This is a genomic window from Buchnera aphidicola (Panaphis juglandis) (assembly GCF_964059065.1).
Lineage (GTDB): Bacteria > Pseudomonadota > Gammaproteobacteria > Enterobacterales > Enterobacteriaceae > Buchnera_L > Buchnera_L aphidicola_AM.
On sequence record NZ_OZ060378.1, the window covers coordinates 230,632 to 252,759 of the forward strand.

The window sequence follows — 22,128 nt, forward strand, 5'->3', positions numbered from 1 at the left end:
TATATATAAATTTCATAATTAATATTTTATATGGTATATAATATGACAATTAAAGTTGGAATAAATGGTTTTGGTAGAATTGGAAGAATTGTATTTAGAATGGCTCAACAAAGAAAAAATATTGAAATTGTTGGTATTAATGATTTATTAGATATTAACTATATAGCATATATGTTAAAATTTGATTCAACACATGGAATTTTTAATGGAACTATTGAAATTAAAAAAGATTTCATACTAGTAAATAATAAAAAAATTAGAATATTTTCTAAAAGTAATCCTGAACAAATTCCATGGAAAGATTTAAATACAGATGTTGTAATAGAATCTACTGGAATTTTCTTGAATAAAGAACAAGCTAAAAAACATCTTTTATCTGGAGCAAAAAAAGTAATCATCACTGCTCCAACTAAGGATGATATACCAATGTTTGTTTGTGGTGTCAATTTAAATCATTATGAAAATCAAAAAATTATTTCTAATGCTTCGTGTACTACAAATTGTTTAGCTCCATTAGCAAAGGTTATACACGAAAATTTTGGAATTCGTGAAGGATTAATGACAACCGTACATGCTACTACTGCAACTCAAAAAACTGTTGATTCACCTTCACAAAAAGATTGGAGAGGAGGTCGAGGTGCATTACAGAATATTATACCTTCATCTACTGGAGCTGCTGTTGCTGTTGGAAAAGTTTTACCAGAATTATCTGGTAAATTAACTGGTATTGCATTTCGTGTTCCAACTCCTAATGTTTCTGTTGTTGATTTGACAGTACGTTTATTCAAAAAAACTAGTTATAACAATATTTGTAGAATAGTAAAACATGCTTCTCAAACTTATATGAAAAATATTATTGGATATACAGAAGATGAAGTTGTATCAACTGATTTTAATGGATCACATGTGACATCAATTTTTGATTCAAAATCTGGATTATCTTTAAATGACAATTTTGTGAAATTAGTATCATGGTATGATAATGAAACAGCTTATTCAAATAAAGTATTAGATTTAGCGGTTTTTATTATGCAGTAAATAAAGAACTAATATTAAATTTTGAAACAGCATGTTTAATTTATAAAATTATTACATGCTGTATTTTTATTAAAATTAATTTTTTAATTTTTAAAACTGATGCTTAAATAATTAAGTATACAATTTTTTATTTTCTTTTAATTCAATAAAAAAATTTTTTAACCAAATTTCAATTCTTGAAATTGTTTTGTCTTCTTGTCTGTCTTCATCAATAACTAAACCTACAAAATATTTTTTATTCAGTAATGCTTTAGAAGATTCAAAATTATATCCTTCGGTTGGCCATTTTCCAATTAAAGTTGCATTTTTTTTTTTGAGGATTTTATATAGAGTACCCATACCATCACAAAAATATTCGCTATAATCCTCTTGATCTCCACAACCAAATAACCCAATAATTTTATTTTTAAAGTTCATTTTTTCTAATTTAGGTAACCAATCATCCCAATCACATTGTACTTCACCATAATACCAAGTGGGTATTCCAAATATTAAAATACTAAAATTATTTATATCTTCTATTTTAGAATTAGATATATCATAAACTAAAGATTTTTTCTTACCTATTTTTTTTTGTATTATTTTTGCAATTTTTTCAGTATTTCCTGTATCGCTTCCAAAAAAAATTCCTATTTTTTCCATTTTTTTATCCTATAATTAATCATTTAAATTATTTCATAAAAATTTTTTTGAAACATAATTTCATATTACGTTTATTATAAATGTAAGTATGAGATAATAAAATTTTTATAAAATATTACATATAAAATTTAGTATGATATTAATTTAATATTTTATTTTATTCATATTCATGAATTCTTATATAAATATACAGGAATTTAAATTTAATAAAATTAATATCGTAATTCTATAAATATTATATAATTGATGAAAAGGTTAATATGAATAATTTTGAACTAGAAAAAGTAATTAATAAAAAACTATTTCATCATAATCTTGTAGATATTATACCTAATGGTTTACAAATTGAAGGTTCTTCCAGTATTTATAAAATTATTACTGGAGTTAGCATATGTCAGGAATTAATTGATTTTGCTGTATATAAAAAAGCACAAGCAATTATTGTTCACCATGGATTTTTTTGGAAAAATGAATCACAAAGAATTATTTATAATAAAAGAAAACGATTACATAAAATTTTATTAAATAATATTAATGTTTATAATTGGCATTTTCCTTTAGATGTACATCCAGAATTGGGAAATAATGTTCAAATTGCAAAGAAATTAAATATTAATATTTTGGGTAAAATTAATGATTTTGTATTATGGGGTAAATTTTTTTCATCAATTACAGTACAGGATTTATATAAGAAACTTGAATTGTTATTTTTTAATAAACCTATATATTTTAGCACAAACATTAAAAATGTTATTCATAATATTGCTTGGTGTAGTGGCAAAGGACAAAATTTTTTAAAAAATGTATTGAATTTTAATTTAGATTCATTTTTAACTGGTGAAGCTTCTGAAGATACAATATATTTTGCAAAAGAAAATAACATTAATTTTTTTTCTGTTGGCCATTATTCAACAGAACGTTATGGAATACAAGCATTAGGAGATTGGTTAATTAAAAAACATAATTTACATGTTGAATTTTTTGATGTTTATAATCCTATATAAATTAATATATTTATATTTTTAATTAAATAATTTTATAAAATGTTACTTATTTCATTATAATCATTGATAGGGATTTTATGAATAAAGATGTTCCTTTTTCATTGAAGATTTTAAATATTCAGAATTGTAATCAATTTTATCTTGAAAAAATTTATCAAGATTTTTTAAGAAATCCAAATTCGGTTTCCGATTATTGGAAAAATATTTTCGAAAACTATAAGAATTTTTTTTATAATGAAAATGATTTAAATGATTCATCTCAAACTTTACGTGATAATCTTAAGTATGAAAAATTTCATATTCTTAATTTTATTAGAAATTATGGTCATAATTATTCTCAATTTAATCCATTAAAAAATTCCTCTATGAATAAAAAATTATATGAGGATTTATTATTACATAAAATTTTAAAAAATACTAAAAAAAAAGAATTTGATATACAATATGATGACTTATTAAAAATATATTGTGGTTCTATTGGAATAGAATACATGTATATTGAGAATTTTAAAGAAAGAATATGGATACAGGAATATTTAGAAAATAATTTTTTAAAATTTAAATTAAAAAATGATAAAAAAATTGATATATTAAAAGGTTTAATTAAATCAGAAATATTTGAAAAATATTTAAATACTAAATTTCCAGGTTCAAAAAGATTTTCATTAGAAGGTGCAGACGTATTAATTCCTATGATAAAATATATTATTAATTATTCTAGTAATAATTATATATCAAAAATTATTATTGGTATGGCTCATAGAGGAAGATTAAATGTTTTAGTAAATATTCTTAATAAAAATATTAAAAATTTATGTCATGAATTTTCTGAAACATATCAGAATTTTTTTGGTAGTGGAGATGCGAAATATCATTCTGGTATGAGAAAAAAAATTTATTTTGATAATCAATCAATTGATATTGATTTAAAATTTAATCCTTCACACTTAGAAATCATTAATCCTGTTGTTATGGGATCTTCAAAAGCATACATTGATAATTTAAATACAAAAAATACTAATGTTGTGTTACCTATTAACATTCATGGGGATGCTGCAATTATTGGTCAAGGTGTGAATCAAGAATTGTTAAATATGTCACAAGCAACACATTATAATGTAGGTGGTACACTACATATCATTATCAATAATCAGATTGGTTTTACAACTTCTAAAATTAAAGAAATGAGATCAAGTAAATATTGTACTGATATTGCAAAAATGATACAAGCTCCAGTATTTCATGTTAATGCTGATGATCCAGAATCTGTAATATTTATTACTAAATTAGCTTTAGATTTTCGATTATGTTTTAAAAAAGATGTTTTTATAGATTTAGTTTGTTATCGAAGACACGGTCACAATGAAGCAGATGAACCTTATGTAACACAACCATTAATGTATAATATTATAAGAAATCATCCTACTGTCTGCAGAATTTATTCTCAAAAATTGTATTTTCATAAAATTATTTGCAAAAATTTTTTAAAAAATGAAATAAAAAAACAACGTCAAAAAATAAATATCGTAAAAAAATCCATAAATTATCAAAATGAAAAAAAAAATAAATCATCAATTATAAAAAAAAATATAGTAACCCATATTAATATTAATACATTAGCACAACAAATTAATATCATTCCAAAGGATATAAAATTACATGATCGTGTTCATAAAATATATCAATTAAGATATGATATGGCAATAGAAAAAATTCATTTCGATTGGGGGGCTGCAGAAAATCTTGCATATGCTAATATTTTATCTCATGGAATATCATGTCGATTATCCGGAGAAGATGTTGCTCGTGGAACATTTTTTCATCGACATGCCATAGTATATGATCAAAATAGTGGTAAAAATTATATTCCTTTACAAAATATAAAAAATATAAAAGGAAAATTTCATATTTGTAATTCTGTTTTATCAGAAGAAGCAACTCTTGCATTTGAATATGGTTATTCTATTGAATCACATAATGTATTAAATATCTGGGAAGCACAATTTGGTGATTTTGTTAATGGGGCTCAAATTGTAATTGATCAATTTATAAGTTCTAGTGAACAAAAATGGGGAGTTAAATCCAATTTAATATTATTTTTACCTCATGGTTATGAAGGACAAGGTCCTGAACATTCTTCAGCTCGAGTGGAACGTTTTTTACAATTATGTTCTGAAAATAACATGCAATTATGTATACCTTCTACTGCTTCACAAATGTATCATTTGCTAATGAAACAAGCTTTATCTAGTATTATAAAGCCTTTAATTATTTTAACCCCAAAATCATTATTAAGACATGAATTATCAAAATCTTCTTTTGAAGATATTAAAAATGGTTCTTTTAAGACTGTAATTAATGAAATTGATATTTTGAATATAAAAAGTGTTAAAAAAATAATTTTTTGTTCTGGAAAAATATATTATGAAATACTAAATTCAAGACGTGAGAGGAATTTATTAAACATTTTTTTAATTCGAATTGAGCAATTATATCCATTTCCTAAAAAAGAAATACTAAAATATATAAATAATTTTAAAAATATTAAATATATATACTGGTGTCAAGAGGAACCCAAAAATCAAGGACCCTGGTATTATATATACCATCAATTTTATAAAATACTTCCTAAATCTGTTATTTTAAAATATATTGGACCAAAATCCCTAGCAGCTTCTGCAGTAGGATGCATATTTATGCATAAAAAACAACATAAAAAAATAATTTTTGAAGCACTACAGATTACATAAAGAGACATACAATATGAAACAAAAAACTATTTTAGTACCTGAATTACCAGAATCTATTAATAGTGCTACAGTTATTAAATGGCACAAAAAAATTGATGATATAATAAAAATAGATGAGGTATTGGTAGATATTGAAACAGAAAAAGTTATTTTAGAAATACCATCAGAATTTTCTGGAAAATTAATAAAAATATCAGCACCAGAAAATACTGTTGTTAAAAATAGACAAATTTTAGGTTATATTGAAGAAATTAATAATGAATCAAAATATAAAAAAAACAAAAAAGAAAAAAAAAGTAAAAAAGATATTTTTACTCCTGATATAAAATTTAATAACCAAAAAGAAAATTATTATAGTCCTTCAATTCGTAGGAAATGTTATTTAAAGAAAATTAAAAATAACAATAATAATTTCAGTCATAATATTGAACAAAATAAAGAAGTTCAAATCAAAGAAAATTTAAAAAAATCTCATATAAAAGATGAAAATCGTGTTCCAATGACTTTAATTCGTAAAAGGATTACACAACGTTTATTACAAACAGTCCGTAATACTGTGATGTTAACAACATTTAATGAAGTTAATATGCAATCAATTCTTAATCTTCGTAATAAATACCGTGATATTTTTGAAAAAAAATATTGTATACGATTAGGTTTAATGTCTTTTTTTGTTAAAGCAGTTGTAGAATCTTTAAAGTATTTTCCAGAAATTAATGCTAAAATTGATAATAATGATATTATATATCATAAAACATTTGATATTAATATTGCAATTTCTACCATTAAAGGACTTGTGACACCAATTTTAAAAAATGCAGATCTTATGTCTATGTTTGAAATAGAAAAAAAAATTAAATATTTTTTATTAAAAGGAAATGAGGGAAAATTAGAATTATCAGATTTAATAGGTGGAAATTTTACTATTACTAATGGAGGAACGTTTGGTTCATTATTTTCAACCCCAGTTTTAAATCCTCCACAATCTGCTATTTTAGGTATGCATGCGATTAAAGATCGTGTAATAGTAATAAAAGATAAAATAACTGTTGCTCCTATGATGTATATCGCATTATCTTATGATCATAGATTAATTGATGGTAAAGAAGCGGTGGGTTTTTTAAATATGATAAAAAATATATTAGAAGATTTTTCAAGAATTTTATTAAATATTTAATACATAATAATTATTTTCAATACAATTATTACATAAAAATTTAATTTTTTAATATTTATAGTTCTGTTATATTTTTAAATAAATCATTTATATAATTTAATTCAAGGAGAAATTATGCAACCAGGTCAATTAGTTTTAATCAGACATGGGGAAAGTGTATGGAATAAATTAAATCAATTTACAGGATGGACAGATGTAGAATTGACAGAAAAAGGTCGAAATGAAGCAAAATGTGCAGGACAGTTACTAAAAAAAAGAAAATTTGTTTTTGATTATTGTTACACTTCAGTTTTAAAAAGAGCTATTCATACCTCATGGATCATATTAGATCAATTAGATCAATTTTGGATTCCAATTAAAAAAACATGGCGTTTAAATGAAAGACATTATGGTAAACTTCAAGGTTTGAATAAGGAAGCTATTATTGAAACCTATGGTTCAGAGCAAGTTCAAGAATGGCGTAGAAGTTTTGAAGCTATTCCTCCTCAAATGGAAAAATCTAAAAATCTAAATTTGTATTATGATAGAAGATATTATGATTTAGATTATAAAAAAATACCTGCTGCTGAAAGTTTAAAATTAACTTTAAAACGATTAATTCCTTTTTGGAAAAAATATATAATCTCAAAAATTCAAAAAAATCAACGAGTTTTAATTGTTGCTCATGGAAATTCTTTACGATCTTTAGTAAAACATGTATCTAATTTAAGTAATGATGAAGTATATAATTTACACATTCCAACTGGTGTTCCTATCATATATGATTTTAATAATGATCAATATCCAATACAATACTCTTTTTTAAAAGAGTAATTATTATAATAACGATTTTATATTTTATAACATATGATGTCATGTATTCTATTTTGAATTAATATTTTATGTTGTCATTTTTATACTGATTGATATTAAAGATTAATTATGATAAAAAGAATCGGTGTACTAACGAGTGGTGGTGATGCTCCTGGAATGAATGCTGCTATTCGATCTGTTGTAAGAACGGGTTTAAGTGAAAAACTAGAAATTTTTGGTATATATGATGGATATTTAGGGTTATACGAAAATCGTATTATACAACTATCACGAGATAGTGTATCAAATATGATTAATCGTGGGGGGACTTTTTTAGGATCAGCAAGATTTCCAGAATTCAGTAAAAAAAAAATGCAATTAATTGCAAAAAAAAATTTAAATAAAAAAAAAATTGATGCATTAATTATTATTGGAGGTGATGGTTCATACATGGGTGCAAAAAAATTAACTGAACAAGGAGTACCATGTATAACATTACCTGCAACAATTGATAACGATATTTTTGGTACAGATTATACTATAGGATATTTTACTGCATTAGAGACTGTAGTAGAAGCCATTGATCGTCTTCGAGATACATCGTCTTCTCATCAAAGAATATCTATTGTGGAAGTAATGGGAAGAACTTGTGGAGATTTAACATTATCAGCAGCAATAGCTGGTGGTTGCGAGTTCATTATATTACCTGAAATACCATTTAAAAAACAAAATTTATTAAATGAAATTCAAAGAAGTATAAAAAACGGAAAAAAACATGCTATTATAGCAATTACAGAATGCATCTGTGATGTGGAAAAATTAGCTCGATATATTGAGAAACATACTCAACGATCAACTAGAGCAACAATATTAGGTCACATTCAAAGAGGTGGTTCTCCAGTAGCATATGATCGTATTCTAGCATCAAGAATGGGGGCATATGCTATTGCAAAAATTTTAAATGGTTCAAGCGGAAAATGTATTGGTATTAAAAACGATACAATTATTGACTATAGTATTGATAATTCCATAAAAAATATTAAAAAAAAATTTAAACATCATTGGCTAAAAATTGCTAAAAAATTATACTAATAATTTTTAGTGCCGGAGAAAACCGGCGCTGAATAATGTTATGATAATAAAAACTTATTATCTTATTTTATTAGTAAGTTTTATAATTTTAATAAATTGTTCGTATATTAATGATGAATTTCCTATTAAAACACCATCAACATATTTTTCTGAAAAAAACTCTAATATATTATTTGAATTGATTGAACCTCCATATTGTATTTTTACCTCATTAAATTTTGTATTGCTATTTTCAGAAATATACTTTTTAATAAAAGTGTTTATTTTTTTTACTTCCTTAATATTTGCGCTTTTACCTGTTCCAATAGCCCAGATTGGTTCATAAGCTATAATGGTATCATTAAATGCATTGTTACCAGAAATATTTAAAATATCATCAATTTGATTACGTATAATCATTTCAGATTTTTTTAATTTTTTTTCTTCGATACTTTCTCCAATACACAATATAGGAATAATATTGTGTTTTTTTATAATTTTTAACTTATTTGCAATGTATCGATTAGTTTCATTATGAAATTTTCTCCGTTCAGAATGACCAATAATAACATATTTAACATTAATATCTTTTAACATACATATAGAAATTTCTCCGGTAAAAGATCCAGATAAATGTATATCAACGTTTTGAGAACCTAAAAAAAAATTTTTATTTTGTATTATATTTTTAATACTATTTAAATATACAACTGGTGGAATAAAAATTATTGTATTAACAATTTGATTTTCATGAAAAAAAGTTTTTAACTGATTCATAAAAATAGAAATTACATGATGATTTCCATTTAATTTCCAATTTCCAGCAACAATAAAATTTTTCAAAAAATACCTCATAAGTTTAAGAAACTAAGTACGAAAATATACAAATCTTAGTTTCTTTTTTATTAAAATGAACAATAATTAATGATTATGAATCATAATATTATAAAAAACAATGACAATAAAATTTTATTTAAATTATTTTAAAAATTCATGTTTTAAAAAAACATCATTTTTTATTTTTTCTAAAAATAATTTTTTACCATTTTCTTTATTACTATAATTTTCATATGCATTTAAATGAATTACTCGATTTTTACGATCAAATTTATTAAATTTAAATTCTATACAATCATTAATATTTATGGAAATTGAAGAATTTTTGATATTTAAAATACCAAATACATCTTTTCCTAATTGTACATTAGCTATATTATTTTTTATTGATATTATTTGACCTGGAATAATATCGTCTTTTTTATATGTTTGGATATATTTACTGAAGAAATCTTCTGTAAGTTGTTTAATTCCTAATGATATTCTTTCTTTTTCAGGATCTACTTGTAATACTACTGCTGAAATTTTGTCACCTTTTTTGTATTTACTTAAAATATTATCATTTACATTATACCAGGATATATCTGATAAATGTACTAAACCATCAATTCCTCCTTCTAATCCGATAAAAATACCGAAATCAGTGATTGATTTAATCCTACCATAAACATGAGTATTTTTTTGATGTAATTTTGAAAAAAGTTCCCATGGATTTGGTTGACATTGTTTAATACCAAGAGAAATTCGACGTCTTTCAGCATCAATATCTAAAATCATAACTTGTACTTTATCCTTAACATTAACAACTTTGGTAGGATGAATATTTTTATTAGTCCAATCCATTTCTGAAATATGTACTAGTCCTTCTATACCTTCTTCAATTTCAACAAAACAACCATAATCTGTTAGATTTGTTACTCGACCATTAACTTTTTTACCCTCAAAATACCGTTCTAAAATAGAATTCCAAGGATCATCACTTAATTGTTTTAAACCCAATGATACTCTAGTGTTTTCTCGATCAAATTTTAATATTTTTACTATAATTTCATCGCCAATATTTACAATATCACTTGGGTGTTTAACACGCTTCCAAGCCATATCTGTAATATGTAGTAATCCATCTACTCCCCCTAAATCAACAAAAGCTCCATAATCAGTCAAGTTTTTTATAATACCCTTGATTTTTATTCCTTCTTGTAAATTTAATAATAGCTGATCTCTTTCAGCGCTTGTTTCTGATTCAATGACAGCTTTTCTTGAAACAACAACATTATTTCTTTTTTGATCTAATTTAATGACTTTAAATTCTAATTCTTTTCCTTCAAGATGATGAGTATCTTTTACTGGTCTCACATCCACTAAAGATCCAGGTAAAAATGCACGTAAATCGTCTAATTCAACAGTAAAACCACCTTTAACTTTACCACTAACAACTCCAAATACGGTTTTGCATTTTTCATGTGCTTTTTCTAATTTAATCCATGACTCATGTTTTTTTGCTTTTTCTCTTGATAAAACTGTTTCTCCAAATCCATCTTCTATTGCATCTAATGCAACATCAACTTTATCACCAACATTAACCTCTAATGCCCCATATTTATTTTTAAATTGTTCTATTGGAACATACGATTCTGATTTTAATCCAGAATCAATTAATACTGAATCTTGTGTGATTGAAATTACAGTTCCAGAAATAATGGATCCAGTCTGTGTTTTAATCTTTTTTAAAGATTCTTCAAACAAGTGTGAAAATGATTCATTCATATAAATATTTATAATTCATGTAATTATACATTTATTTAACATCATGTTAAATAATATGTGTTGATATTTTCTATAATCATCCTAATTATAGAGGGGATAAGTATTAAATATATTGATTTTTTTTTATATGTTTTATTGCAATGTGTAATACTTCTTTAAAAGTCATTTTACTAGAATCTATTATAATGGCATTTTTTGATGGTTGTAAAGGTGCATATGATCTATTTGTATCACGATCATCTCGATGTTTCATTTGTAAAAATATATCTTGAAAATTTATTTGAAACCCCCTTTTTTTTAATTCATATAATCTACGCTGAACGCGACATTTTAATTCTGCTTTTAAAAAAAATTTTAATATAGCATCAGGAAATACAATGGTTCCCATATCACGACCATTTGTAATCAATCCAGGTGATTGTCGAAATAATCTTTGTTTATTTAATAAATTTTTACGAACATATTTTATAGTAGCTAATTTAGATGCAGTATACGTTATATTATTAGAAATAATATAATTATATTTAAAATTTTTATTAATTAATTTTTTTATTGCTCCCTTTTTATAAATAAAGTGGTTTTCTAAATTTTTAAAAGCTATTATTAAATTTTTTTTTAAAATTAATGATTTTTTTTGTAAAAATAAACATGCAAATATTCTATAAATCATTCCAGATTCTAAATGATACCAATTTAAATATTTAGACAATTCTTTGGATAATACACTTTTTCCAGAACCACTTGGTCCATCTATTGTAATTACAGGTGGCAATTTAATCATCTATAATTCTCATATAAAATATATCTATTATATTATTTTAAGAAAATTAACAATACCCATTATGACTATAATTAAAAATTTTTATTTATTCATAATACTAATTTTATTAAATATTTTAAAATATTCTGGAAATGTTTTTGAAACACATTGTGGATTCATAATTGTAACAGAAGCATCAGATAATGCAATTAAAGAAAAACACATTGCCATACGATGATCATTATAAGTATGAATTTTAGAAGGAATAAATTTTTTTGGAGGAAAAATTTTAATGAAATCTTGACCTTCATGAACCACTGCTCCAACTTTTCTAAGCTCTGTAGACATAGCATATAACCGATCTGTTTCTTTTACTCTCCAGCTTTCAATATTACGAATTGTTGTTGGAGAACCGTCTTCTGTAAACAATGCAAGAATTGCAATCGTCATAGCTGCATCTGGAATATGATTGGCATCTAAGTCAATTCCTATTAATTTTCCTTTTTTACATTCTATATAATTTTTTCCAAAAGTAATTATTGCACCCATCTTTTTTGCAATTTTTATGAATTGAATATCTCCTTGTATACTATTTTTAGTTATTCCATAAATTCTAATACACTTTCCTTTAATAGCAGCAGCAGCAATAAAATATGTTGCTGATGAAGCATCTCCTTCTATATCATAAGTTCCAGGTGATTTATATCTTTGATTACCAGGAATATAAAACTTTTTGTATTGATTATTTTCGATAATTATTCCGAAATTATCTAATAATTTTAATGTTATATCGATATATGGGATAGAAATTAATACATCTGGAACACTAATAGTGGTATCCTTCTTTGATAAAGGAGAAGCTATTAATAGTGATGTTAAAAATTGACTTGAAGTATTACTTTTAATAGTAATGTTACCACCAGTAAAACCTCCATGAATACAAATAGGAAGATAGTGTTTTTTTTTTAAATATTTAATTATACTTCCACCCTGATGTAAAGCATGAACAAGATCATGAATTGGTCTTTCTTTCATCCTTTCATCACCAGTAATAATAATTTCTTTATTCATCAATGATAAAACTGAAATTAATGGTCTTACAGCAGTACCAGCGTTTCCAAGAAATAGTACTGTATTATTTTCATATATAAAATTATTTTCACAGCCATGGATTTCCAAATCTTGATTTTTAATTGATCTTTTATATTTTACACCTAGCTGTTTTAATGCATTTAACATATAATTACTGTCATCACTACATAATAAATTTTTTAAATATGTTTTTCCTGATGCTAATGCAGACATTAATAATACTCGATTAGAAATACTTTTTGAACCTGGTAAAATAATCTCACCTTGTACATATGATATTGGTTTCAAAGTAATGCAATTACACATATTATTGCCTTAAGTATTAAATTTATATCTCATGTTATTAGAGTATACTATCCAAATTTTTTTTCAAAATTACTCATAAATTTAATAAGCTTTTTTACCCCTGACATTGGCATAGCGTTATATATTGAAGCTCGAAAACCACCAATAATTTTATGTCCTTTTAAAAACTTTAGACCATATTTATGAGCTTCTGTTAAAAATTTTTCATTCAATTTTTCATCATACAAATTAAAAATAACGTTCATCCATGAACGATTTTTTTTATGAATTCGATTAATATAAAATTCACTATTATCAATTTTTTGATATAGTAATTTTGATTTTTTTTGATTATTTTTTTCAAAATAATCAACCCCACCTTTTTTTTTCATCCATTTTAATACTAAACTCATTACATACCATGAAAATGTTACAGGAGTATTAAACATAGATTGGTGCATAAATATTGTTTTATAATTTAATATTGATGGTGTAAATGGTTGACTTGATTGTAACATGTTTTTTTTCATAATAATAACAGTAATACCAGAGGGTCCTAGGTTTTTTTGAGCGCTTGCATAAATAAAACTGTACCTATTAATATTAATTTTACGAGATAATAATGAAGAAGAAAAATCACCAATAATCGTTTTTTTTTCAAAAAATGGTTCTTCATGTATAGCAATTCCTTCAATAGTTTCATTAGGACAGTAATGTACGTATGATGATTCATTACTTAATTTCCATTTTTCCATTGGTAGGACTTTAATTATTCCATTATAATTATTCTTTACAGGAATATGATTTACTGTACAATATTTTTTTGCTTCTAACATAGCACTATTTGACCAATAACCGCTATCAACATAATCCGTTATATTAAATGAATTTTGAAAATTCATCGGTATTGCAGAAAATTGACCACGAGCTCCACCTGAACAAAATAAAATAATATAATTTTTTGGTACTGATAACAATTCTCTTAAATCATTTTCTGTATTTTTTATAATTTTTGAAAATTCTTGACTTCTATGACTAATTTCTATAACTGATGTTCCAATATTATCCCAATTTAAAAAATCTTTTTTTACATTCACCAAAACTTCTTTAGGTAACATAGCTGGACCAGCGCTAAAATTATATATTATATTTTTCATATGGTTTTTCATTTCACGACTGAAAAATTAAACTAAAATTTTCATTAAAATACTAATTAATATATTTTAATCCATTCATATACTTATCTCTTAATATTTCTGGTATTTCAATACTACCATCATGATTTTGATAATTTTCTAAAATAGCAGCTAATGTTCTTCCAACAGCTAATCCAGAACCATTAATAGTATGCACAAAATTTTTTTTATTGCTATGCATTTGAAAATATTTTGTTTTTACACGACGGGATTGAAAATCCGACATATTAGAACAAGAAGAAATTTCTCGATACTTATTTTGTGATGGGAACCATACTTCTAAATCATATGTTTTAGAAGAAGAAAAACCCATTTCTTGTGTACACAATAATACTTTTCTATATGGTAACTTTAATAATTTTAATATTTCTTCTGCATGAAGAGTTAATATTTCTAAACTTTTCATAGATTTTTCAGGTGTTGTGATTTGAAAAATTTCTACTTTATCAAATTGATGCATTCTAATTAATCCACGAGAATCTTTTCCGTATGATAAATTTTCTGCTCTAAAACATGGAGAATATGCAGTTAACATGATGGGTAAATCATTTTCTTTAAGTACCTGATTTTTAAATAAATTAGTTAATGGAACCTCTGAAGTTGGAATTAAAATATATTTATGATTATTTTTATTTTTATGTAACGTAGAAACATAAAAAATTTCTTTTTTAAATTTTGGTAATTGACCAGCTCCATACATACTTTCATGATTTACTAAATATGGAAGATAAATCTCTGAATATCCATGATTAATGGTATGTACATCTAACATAAATTGACTCAGTACACGATGTAAACGTGCTATTTTATTTTTCATGATTACAAAACGAGAGCCAGATATTTTACTTGCAGCATACCAATCAAAACCATTTATATTATTACCTAAAGTAACATGATCCTGTACATGAAAATCATATTTTTTAATATTTCCCCAATATATTATATTTTGATTATTACAAGAATTACTTCCAATAGGAACTGTATCATCAGCTATATTTGGTATTTTAGATATAAAAATCTTCATATCATTCTGAATTTTCTTTAATATTTCTTCTTTTTTTGTTAATTGTTTTTTAACTTTCTCCACTTGTACTGTTTCATAATCACAATTTTTATTTTTCTTTTTGAGATTTCCAATCAATAAAGATAATTTTTTATATTGTGTTCTTAAATTTTCAACAGTAATCTGTAGTATTTTACGTTTTTTTTCTAAATTATTAAATTTTATAGTATCTAATTTAAAACCACGGTGATATAATTTTTTTTCAATAAATTGAATTTTATAGCGTAATAAATATGGATCAATCATATTTTTAAATTTTATTGATATCATTAATGTAGAATATATAATTATAAATTATATAATTATTATTAATTATTTTTAATAATTTAATTATTATTAATTTATTGAATATCTAATAATTTATATAAAAATATTTTTATATTTTATTTATAATTAAATTATCTTTTATTATGCAATGAGTAATATACCATGAAAAAAAAAAATCCATTAATACATAAAATTGTTATTATTGGTTCTGGTCCTGCAGGGTATACGTCTGCTATATATGCAGCAAGAGCAAATTTAAATCCTTTATTAATTACAGGACTAAACAAAGGTGGACAATTAACTAAAACAACAAACATTGAAAATTGGCCTGGAACATTTAATAATATTTCTGGTATAAAATTAATGGAAAATATGGAAAATCATGTAAAATTTTTCAATACAAATGTTGTTTTTGATCAAGTATTAAAGATTAAAATTTCTAAAAATATCATAGAATTAAATTGTGAAAAAAATAAATATTTTAGTTATTCTATTATAATTGCTACTGGATCATCCCCACGTTATTTAAATATTCAGTCAGAAAAAAAATTCCTTGGAAAAGGAATTTCGACATGCGCAACATGTGATGGTTTTTTTTACAAAAATAAAGATGTTGCTGTTGTTGGAGGAGGTAATACAGCAGTAGAAGAAGCATTGTATTTATCAAAAATTGTTAATGTAGTTTATTTAATACACAGAAGGGAAAAATTTACAGCAGAAAAAATATTAATGAATCAATTATACAAAAAAATTAAACTTAAAAAAATTATTTTGTATACAAATTATACAATTACAAATATTTTTGATACTAAACCTCAATTATCAGAAATTGAAATTAGTCATACAAATAACGAGAATTTAAAAAAAATTCTTTTTATTTCTGGATTATTTATTGCTATTGGAAATATACCAAATACTAAAATTTTTAAAAATATTATTGATATGGATAATGAATATATTAAAGTATATAAGCATAACTCACATAGTAGTACACAAACAAACATACCTAATATTTTTGCAGCTGGGGATGTAGTGGATCATGTTTATAAACAAGCTATCACTGCTTCTGCAAGCGGTTGTATGGCTGCTATAGATGCAGAGAAATATTTAAATACTTTGAACTTAATTAATTAAATTCTATTATAAATAAAAATTGGGAAAAACTATGATTAAAGAAAATAATATTGAAATGCAGGGTAATATTATTGACACATTACCAAATACAATGTTTAAAGTGCAATTAGAAAATGGTCATATTATTACAGCACATATTTCTGGAAAAATGAGAAAAAATTATATTCGAATATTAACTGGAGATAAAGTCACTGTTGAACTTACTCCATATGATTTAACTAAGGGAAGAATCATATTTCGAAGTCGATAAATATATTTATAAAAATATTTTATAGGTAATAAATATATGCGTACAAAATATTGTGGAAATATTACAATAAAAGACGTTAATACACAAGTTACATTATGTGGTTGGGTAAATTGTAAAAGAAATTTTGGTGATTTTATTTTTATTGATCTTAGAGATTGTACAGGAATTATACAGGTTTTTTTTCATTATAAAAACCATGTTTCATTTCAACAAGCGATAAAATTAAAAAATGAATTTTGTGTTCAAATAACTGGTATGGTACAAAAAAGAAAATCAAAAAATATAAATGAAAAAATCAAAACTGGTATATTGGAAATTATTGTAAAAAAATTAAAGATTTTTAATCATTCAGTAACATTACCAATAGATTTTAACAATAAATATGATGATAAAAATAAATTAAAGTATCGTTATTTAGATTTGAGAAATCATCAAAAATTCAATAATTTAAAAATTAGAAATGATATTACATATCATATTATGAATTTCATGAATGATCATCGTTTTTTAAATATTGAAACACCGATTTTGACAAAATCAACCCCTGATGGGGCTAAAGATTATATAATTCCAAGTAGAATACATAATAAAAAATACTATGCATTACCTCAATCACCACAATTATTTAAACAATTATTAATGATTTCTGGAATAGATCGATATTACCAAATTGCTAAATGTTTTCGTGATGAGGATTTACGATCAGATCGTCAACCCGAATTTACACAAATTGATATGGAAGCTGCATTTGTAAATGATATTAAAATTCGAGATATAACGGAATCCATGATTATGATGTTATGGAAAAAAATCATTAATTGTAATTTAAAAAAATTTCCTGTAATATCATTTAGTGAATCCATAAAAAAATATGGATCTGATAAACCAGATTTACGTAATCCGTTAAAATTAATTGATATAAAACATTCCATTATGTATGATACAACTGATTTAATAAAATATTCTGATAAAATCAGAACAGCTGCATTAATAATTCCAAATGGTATAAAAAAAATAAAAAAAGAAAAATTAAAACAATATACTCAAATAATTAATCAAAATCAAAATATTAATTATACATTCATTTATGTAAAAAATTTAAAAAAAGAAAATAAAGAAATTGTATGTTCACCAAGTATTTTAAATAGAATAATTATGTTAGAAATTATTAATACAATATATTCTGAAGAAGGCGATATAATAATAATTATTTCTGGAGAAAATAATTTAGTAAATAAAATTTTTAGTAATTTAATCACACGAGTTGGAAAAGAAATGAATATAATTCAAAAAAATACTTGGAAACCAGTTTGGATAGTTGATTTTCCATTATTTAAAAAAAATCAGTTTGGATTATCTGCTATGCATCACCCTTTTACCTCTCCTAAAAATATTAATGTAATAACATTACAAAATCAACCAGAAATTGCTATTTCCAACTCGTATGATTTAGTTATCAACGGATATGAAATAGGTGGAGGTTCAGTTCGTATCCATAATTATGAAATACAAAAAACTATTTTTAAAATATTAAATATTTCTTTAGATGACCAAAATAAAGCATTTGGTTTTTTTCTTCAAGCATTACAATACGGAACACCACCACATGCAGGTATTGCTTTAGGTTTAGATAGAATTACAATGCTTTTAACCAATAGCAATAGTATTAAAGATGTTATTGCTTTTCCAAAAACCAATACTGCTACTTGTCTCATGACAGGATCTCCATCTCATACTACATATTAGTTGTATAGTGATTAAAATCTTAAAAATTTTGTATCATGAATATATCTCACAAATAATCATCTTATATTAAAAAATAAATAATACTAATTTTTATTAATAATTAAACTGATTAAAAAAAAAATAGATGTAATTAATACAATAATTGGACTGATTGGAATATTAAAAAAATATGTAATAAAAATACCTAATAATATTGAAACTATATTAATTAAAATTGTGTAAATAATCATCGTTTCAGGAGAATAAACGAAATTTTGTACAATTGCTGGTGAAATTACAAGTAATGATGTAATCAATAATGCACCTATTAATTGTGTAGTAATTCCAATTAATAATGCAGTTGTAATCATTAAAATTAATTTCATTTTAAAAACATTAATACCACTTACTTGAGATAATTCAGAACTAATTACCATAGAAACCATATCTTTCCATAATATCATTGTAGTAATAAATATGATCATTGTTACCATGGAAATGATTATAGTATCCAAAAAAGTAACATTTAATAAATTACCAAATAAATATTTGGTTAAATCAGCTTTATGTTCTTTTGAAGTAACATTTAAAATAATCATACCCATGGACAATGAGCTGTATGTAATAATACTAAAAATAGTGTCTAGAGATATTTTTGAAAAATGTTCTATGCATACAATTAAGATTGTTAATACAATTAGTAATAATAATACTGAAACAAATGCATTACTATGTAATAATAATGCAACTGATAATCCTAATAATGAAGAGTGTGATAGTGTATTTCCAAAAGATGCCATTTTTCTCCAGAAAATAAATGATCCTAATATACCACACGAAAAAGACAATAAAATACCAAATATAATACTCATTAAATAATGATTATACATATTACAAATACTCAAGATAATAAATGAGGTTGTATTATTAATTTAAAAAATATGAATATGATTATGTTTATGCTGGTATAGTGCCATTTCTTTTAAATTATTTTCACCAAACATAGAAATAAATTCATTACTTTTAGTAATAGATTTTGGTGTTCCTGAACAACAAATGTGATTATTTAAACATATTACTTCATCAGTACGAGCCATTACTAAATTTAAATCATGAGATACCATAAATACAGAACATGATAATTCGTGTTTTATTTTATGAATTAATTTGTAAAATAAAATTTGACCAGATACATCAACACCTTGATTTGGTTCATCCAAGATTAATAATTGAGGAGAATGCAGTAGTGTTCTTGCTAATAACACTCTTTGAATTTCACCTCCAGATAATTTTTGTAACTGCATATTTTTTAAATGTTCAACTCCAGATTTTTTTAATGCATGTATAGCATGATGGTATTTGGTGTTTTTTAATAGTTGCATAAATTTTATTACTGATATTGGAAATTTTGTTTCAAAATTTAATTTTTGTGGAATATAACCAATTTTTAAATTTGAAATTTTTTTAACAATACCTTGATTTGGTGTGATTAATCCTAATAAAATACGAACTAATGTTGATTTTCCTGCTCCATTTGGACCAATTAGTGTAATAATTTGGTTTGAATTTATATTAAAAGATATATTTGAAAGAATGCTACGTTTTGAAAAATTTACATATACATTCTTAATTTGAATCAATGCGTTCATAAAAGATATACCAATTTTTATTTACATTCATTATTCAATAGAAATAATATATTTTATGTTTTAGTTGTCATACAATTTTGTACTCTTAGGATTCGATGAATGTTTGTATTTCCTGCTTTTCCCATAATATCACCTTGAGTGATAACAATTAAATCTCCTAAACTTAAAAAATGATTTTTTAAAAGTAATAGAATTGCGTCATGAGCAACCTTTAATCCTTTATTTTGACTATTAAAATAAACAGGTATTACTCCTCTGTATAGTGCAACAATATTTAATACATGTTGATGTTTAGATAATGCAAAAATTGGTAAACTGGAACTGATTCTCGATGTTAATAATGCACTATGTCCTGATTCAGTTAATGTAATTATTCCTTTAATTCCATTCAAATGATTTGCAGAATACATTGCAGATAATGCAGTGGTTTCTTCAATATCATTAAATATTAAATTTAATCGGTGTTTAGAAGTTCTAATACTAGGAATTTTTTCTGCACCCCTACATATATTAGACATAGCATGAACCGTTTCTGATGGATATTGACCTGTAGCTGTTTCAGCAGAAAGCATAACTGCATCTGTTCCATCTAATACTGCATTTGCAACATCCATAACTTCAGCTCGAGTAGGAATAGGATTATTAATCATTGATTCCATCATTTGTGTTGCTGTTATAACAATACGATTCAATCTTCTTGCGTATTTGATTAATGTTTTTTGAACACCAACTAATTGAGGATCACCAATTTCAACTCCTAAGTCACCTCTAGCTACCATAATAGCGTCTGAAGCTAAAATCATACTTTTCATGACATCAATGTTATTTACAACTTCTGCTCGTTCTATTTTAGCTACTATTTTTGCATTGCTTCCTAAAGCATGAGCTAATTCTCTAACCATCATTAAATCTCTTGGATGTCTAGGAAATGATACTGATAAATAATCTATTCCAATATCAATTGCAGTAATGATATCTTGTTTATCTTTCTTAGTTAAAGATTTTGCAGATAACCCCCCACCTAATTTATTGACACCTTTATTATTTGATAATTTACCTCCTAATAAAACACGAGTAATAATTCTTGTATCATATACTTTTAGTACTTGTAATTGTATACGACCATCATCAAGCAACAGTATATCATTTATTACAACATCAGAAGCAATTTTTTTATAATCAATTCCTACTGATTTTTCATCACCCTTTTTTTTTTCTAAACTAACATCTAATGTAAAAATACTTCCAGGAGATAATATAACGTATCGATTTTTAAAACTTCCAATTCGAATTTTAGGTCCTTGTAAATCTGCTAAAATAGCAACATGAGAACCAATTTTTTTTATGATTTGACATGCATGATACGCTCTACTTTCATGTTCTTCTCGTGTTCCATGAGAAAAATTTAAACGCAATACATTTGCACCAGCTAAAATTGATTTTTCAAGATTATCATCTAAATCTGTTACTGGTCCTAAAGTTACGACAATTTTAGTTCTTTTAAATTCATTTTCATTCATTTTATTAACCATATTATTAATTTATTAAAATTTTCAAAACATAAACTTAGATATTTTAATGAATTATATATATTTTTTTTAAAATATATAAAATATTTTATAAAAATTT

General features: G+C 24.2%; 19 protein-coding genes. 9 read left to right on the top strand and 10 right to left on the bottom strand.

Annotated elements, in window-relative coordinates:
- The first annotated feature begins 30 nt into the window (after positions 1–30).
- A complete protein-coding gene (gene gap, locus AB4W46_RS01075) occupies positions 31–1,038 on the top strand; it encodes a type I glyceraldehyde-3-phosphate dehydrogenase (RefSeq protein WP_367678325.1) in 1,008 nt (335 codons plus the stop codon).
- Positions 1,039–1,149: 111 nt separating this feature from the next.
- Here gap and fldA read toward each other — a convergent pair whose 3' ends face one another.
- Positions 1,150–1,680: a flavodoxin FldA gene (gene fldA / locus AB4W46_RS01080; protein ID WP_367678326.1), complete on the bottom strand. Its 531-nt coding sequence runs from the start codon at positions 1,678–1,680 to the stop codon at positions 1,150–1,152.
- Positions 1,681–1,940: 260 nt separating this feature from the next.
- On the opposite strand from fldA, the gene AB4W46_RS01085 reads away from it, so the two are divergent.
- The 5 genes from AB4W46_RS01085 (at position 1,941) to pfkA (ending at position 8,495) form a co-directional block, all read left to right on the top strand.
- Entirely contained in the window at positions 1,941–2,684 is a 744-nt protein-coding gene (locus tag AB4W46_RS01085) for a Nif3-like dinuclear metal center hexameric protein (protein ID WP_367678327.1), read from the top strand.
- A 77-nt stretch (positions 2,685–2,761) separates the two neighbouring features.
- Positions 2,762–5,434, top strand: coding sequence for a 2-oxoglutarate dehydrogenase E1 component (locus AB4W46_RS01090; RefSeq protein WP_367678328.1), 2,673 nt, complete (start codon positions 2,762–2,764; stop codon positions 5,432–5,434).
- 13 nt (positions 5,435–5,447) lie between these two features.
- Complete coding sequence (sucB, locus tag AB4W46_RS01095) at positions 5,448–6,611, top strand: dihydrolipoyllysine-residue succinyltransferase (RefSeq protein WP_367678329.1); 1,164 nt, start codon at positions 5,448–5,450, stop codon at positions 6,609–6,611.
- Between the two features lie 114 nt (positions 6,612–6,725).
- Positions 6,726–7,424 (top strand): 2,3-diphosphoglycerate-dependent phosphoglycerate mutase, encoded by a 699-nt coding sequence (gene gpmA, locus AB4W46_RS01100; RefSeq protein WP_367678330.1) that lies wholly within the window; start codon positions 6,726–6,728, stop codon positions 7,422–7,424.
- Positions 7,425–7,532: 108 nt separating this feature from the next.
- A complete protein-coding gene (gene pfkA / locus AB4W46_RS01105) occupies positions 7,533–8,495 on the top strand; it encodes a 6-phosphofructokinase (RefSeq protein ID WP_367678331.1) in 963 nt (320 codons plus the stop codon).
- 57 nt (positions 8,496–8,552) lie between these two features.
- Here pfkA and tpiA read toward each other — a convergent pair whose 3' ends face one another.
- The 6 genes from tpiA to serS all read right to left on the bottom strand — a co-directional run bounded on the left by tpiA (position 8,553) and on the right by serS (position 15,720).
- Positions 8,553–9,317, bottom strand: a complete 765-nt coding sequence (gene tpiA / locus AB4W46_RS01110) for a triose-phosphate isomerase (RefSeq protein ID WP_367678332.1) — start codon at positions 9,315–9,317, stop codon at positions 8,553–8,555.
- Between the two features lie 135 nt (positions 9,318–9,452).
- On the bottom strand, positions 9,453–11,078 hold the full coding sequence (rpsA, locus tag AB4W46_RS01115) for a 30S ribosomal protein S1 (RefSeq protein ID WP_367678333.1): 1,626 nt from the start codon (positions 11,076–11,078) through the stop codon (positions 9,453–9,455).
- Between the two features lie 103 nt (positions 11,079–11,181).
- A complete protein-coding gene (gene cmk / locus AB4W46_RS01120; RefSeq protein ID WP_367678334.1) occupies positions 11,182–11,859 on the bottom strand; it encodes a (d)CMP kinase in 678 nt (225 codons plus the stop codon).
- Positions 11,860–11,940: 81 nt separating this feature from the next.
- A complete protein-coding gene (aroA, locus tag AB4W46_RS01125; RefSeq protein WP_367678335.1) occupies positions 11,941–13,236 on the bottom strand; it encodes a 3-phosphoshikimate 1-carboxyvinyltransferase in 1,296 nt (431 codons plus the stop codon).
- 47 nt (positions 13,237–13,283) lie between these two features.
- Positions 13,284–14,372 carry a 3-phosphoserine/phosphohydroxythreonine transaminase gene (serC, locus tag AB4W46_RS01130; protein ID WP_367678336.1) on the bottom strand — a complete coding sequence of 363 codons (1,089 nt, stop codon included), beginning with the start codon at positions 14,370–14,372 and terminating at the stop codon, positions 13,284–13,286.
- A gap of 52 nt (positions 14,373–14,424) precedes the next feature.
- Positions 14,425–15,720, bottom strand: a complete 1,296-nt coding sequence (gene serS / locus AB4W46_RS01135) for a serine--tRNA ligase (RefSeq protein WP_367678337.1) — start codon at positions 15,718–15,720, stop codon at positions 14,425–14,427.
- 183 nt (positions 15,721–15,903) lie between these two features.
- On the opposite strand from serS, the gene trxB reads away from it, so the two are divergent.
- The 3 genes from trxB to aspS are packed head-to-tail and all read left to right on the top strand — an operon-like array spanning position 15,904 to position 18,871.
- Positions 15,904–16,875 carry a thioredoxin-disulfide reductase gene (gene trxB, locus AB4W46_RS01140; protein ID WP_367678338.1) on the top strand — a complete coding sequence of 324 codons (972 nt, stop codon included), beginning with the start codon at positions 15,904–15,906 and terminating at the stop codon, positions 16,873–16,875.
- Positions 16,876–16,906: 31 nt separating this feature from the next.
- Complete coding sequence (infA, locus tag AB4W46_RS01145; protein ID WP_367678339.1) at positions 16,907–17,125, top strand: translation initiation factor IF-1; 219 nt, start codon at positions 16,907–16,909, stop codon at positions 17,123–17,125.
- Between the two features lie 36 nt (positions 17,126–17,161).
- Complete coding sequence (gene aspS, locus AB4W46_RS01150; RefSeq protein ID WP_367678340.1) at positions 17,162–18,871, top strand: aspartate--tRNA ligase; 1,710 nt, start codon at positions 17,162–17,164, stop codon at positions 18,869–18,871.
- Positions 18,872–18,954: 83 nt separating this feature from the next.
- Here the strand turns inward: aspS and AB4W46_RS01155 are convergent, their stop codons facing one another.
- From AB4W46_RS01155 to pyk, 3 genes are read right to left on the bottom strand one after another with little or no spacing between them, the layout of a single operon-like run.
- On the bottom strand, positions 18,955–19,740 hold the full coding sequence (locus tag AB4W46_RS01155; protein ID WP_367678341.1) for a metal ABC transporter permease: 786 nt from the start codon (positions 19,738–19,740) through the stop codon (positions 18,955–18,957).
- Between the two features lie 42 nt (positions 19,741–19,782).
- Positions 19,783–20,499 carry a zinc ABC transporter ATP-binding protein ZnuC gene (znuC, locus tag AB4W46_RS01160; RefSeq protein ID WP_367678342.1) on the bottom strand — a complete coding sequence of 239 codons (717 nt, stop codon included), beginning with the start codon at positions 20,497–20,499 and terminating at the stop codon, positions 19,783–19,785.
- Positions 20,500–20,552: 53 nt separating this feature from the next.
- Positions 20,553–22,019, bottom strand: coding sequence for a pyruvate kinase (gene pyk, locus AB4W46_RS01165; protein ID WP_367678343.1), 1,467 nt, complete (start codon positions 22,017–22,019; stop codon positions 20,553–20,555).
- Between the last annotated feature and the right edge of the window lie 109 nt (positions 22,020–22,128).

Bases quoted from the DNA above. Each gene is read 5' to 3' on its own strand.
- gap (WP_367678325.1), top strand. From the start codon at position 31: ATGGTATATAATATGACAATTAAAGTTGGAATAAATGGTTTTGGTAGA.
- fldA (WP_367678326.1), bottom strand. From the start codon at position 1,680: ATGGAAAAAATAGGAATTTTTTTTGGAAGCGATACAGGAAATACTGAA.
- AB4W46_RS01085 (WP_367678327.1), top strand. From the start codon at position 1,941: ATGAATAATTTTGAACTAGAAAAAGTAATTAATAAAAAACTATTTCAT.
- AB4W46_RS01090 (WP_367678328.1), top strand. From the start codon at position 2,762: ATGAATAAAGATGTTCCTTTTTCATTGAAGATTTTAAATATTCAGAAT.
- sucB (WP_367678329.1), top strand. From the start codon at position 5,448: ATGAAACAAAAAACTATTTTAGTACCTGAATTACCAGAATCTATTAAT.
- gpmA (WP_367678330.1), top strand. From the start codon at position 6,726: ATGCAACCAGGTCAATTAGTTTTAATCAGACATGGGGAAAGTGTATGG.
- pfkA (WP_367678331.1), top strand. From the start codon at position 7,533: ATGATAAAAAGAATCGGTGTACTAACGAGTGGTGGTGATGCTCCTGGA.
- rpsA (WP_367678333.1), bottom strand. From the start codon at position 11,078: ATGAATGAATCATTTTCACACTTGTTTGAAGAATCTTTAAAAAAGATT.
- cmk (WP_367678334.1), bottom strand. From the start codon at position 11,859: ATGATTAAATTGCCACCTGTAATTACAATAGATGGACCAAGTGGTTCT.
- aroA (WP_367678335.1), bottom strand. From the start codon at position 13,236: ATGTGTAATTGCATTACTTTGAAACCAATATCATATGTACAAGGTGAG.
- serC (WP_367678336.1), bottom strand. From the start codon at position 14,372: ATGAAAAATATAATATATAATTTTAGCGCTGGTCCAGCTATGTTACCT.
- serS (WP_367678337.1), bottom strand. From the start codon at position 15,720: ATGATTGATCCATATTTATTACGCTATAAAATTCAATTTATTGAAAAA.
- trxB (WP_367678338.1), top strand. From the start codon at position 15,904: ATGAAAAAAAAAAATCCATTAATACATAAAATTGTTATTATTGGTTCT.
- infA (WP_367678339.1), top strand. From the start codon at position 16,907: ATGATTAAAGAAAATAATATTGAAATGCAGGGTAATATTATTGACACA.
- aspS (WP_367678340.1), top strand. From the start codon at position 17,162: ATGCGTACAAAATATTGTGGAAATATTACAATAAAAGACGTTAATACA.
- AB4W46_RS01155 (WP_367678341.1), bottom strand. From the start codon at position 19,740: ATGTATAATCATTATTTAATGAGTATTATATTTGGTATTTTATTGTCT.
- znuC (WP_367678342.1), bottom strand. From the start codon at position 20,499: ATGAACGCATTGATTCAAATTAAGAATGTATATGTAAATTTTTCAAAA.
- pyk (WP_367678343.1), bottom strand. From the start codon at position 22,019: ATGAATGAAAATGAATTTAAAAGAACTAAAATTGTCGTAACTTTAGGA.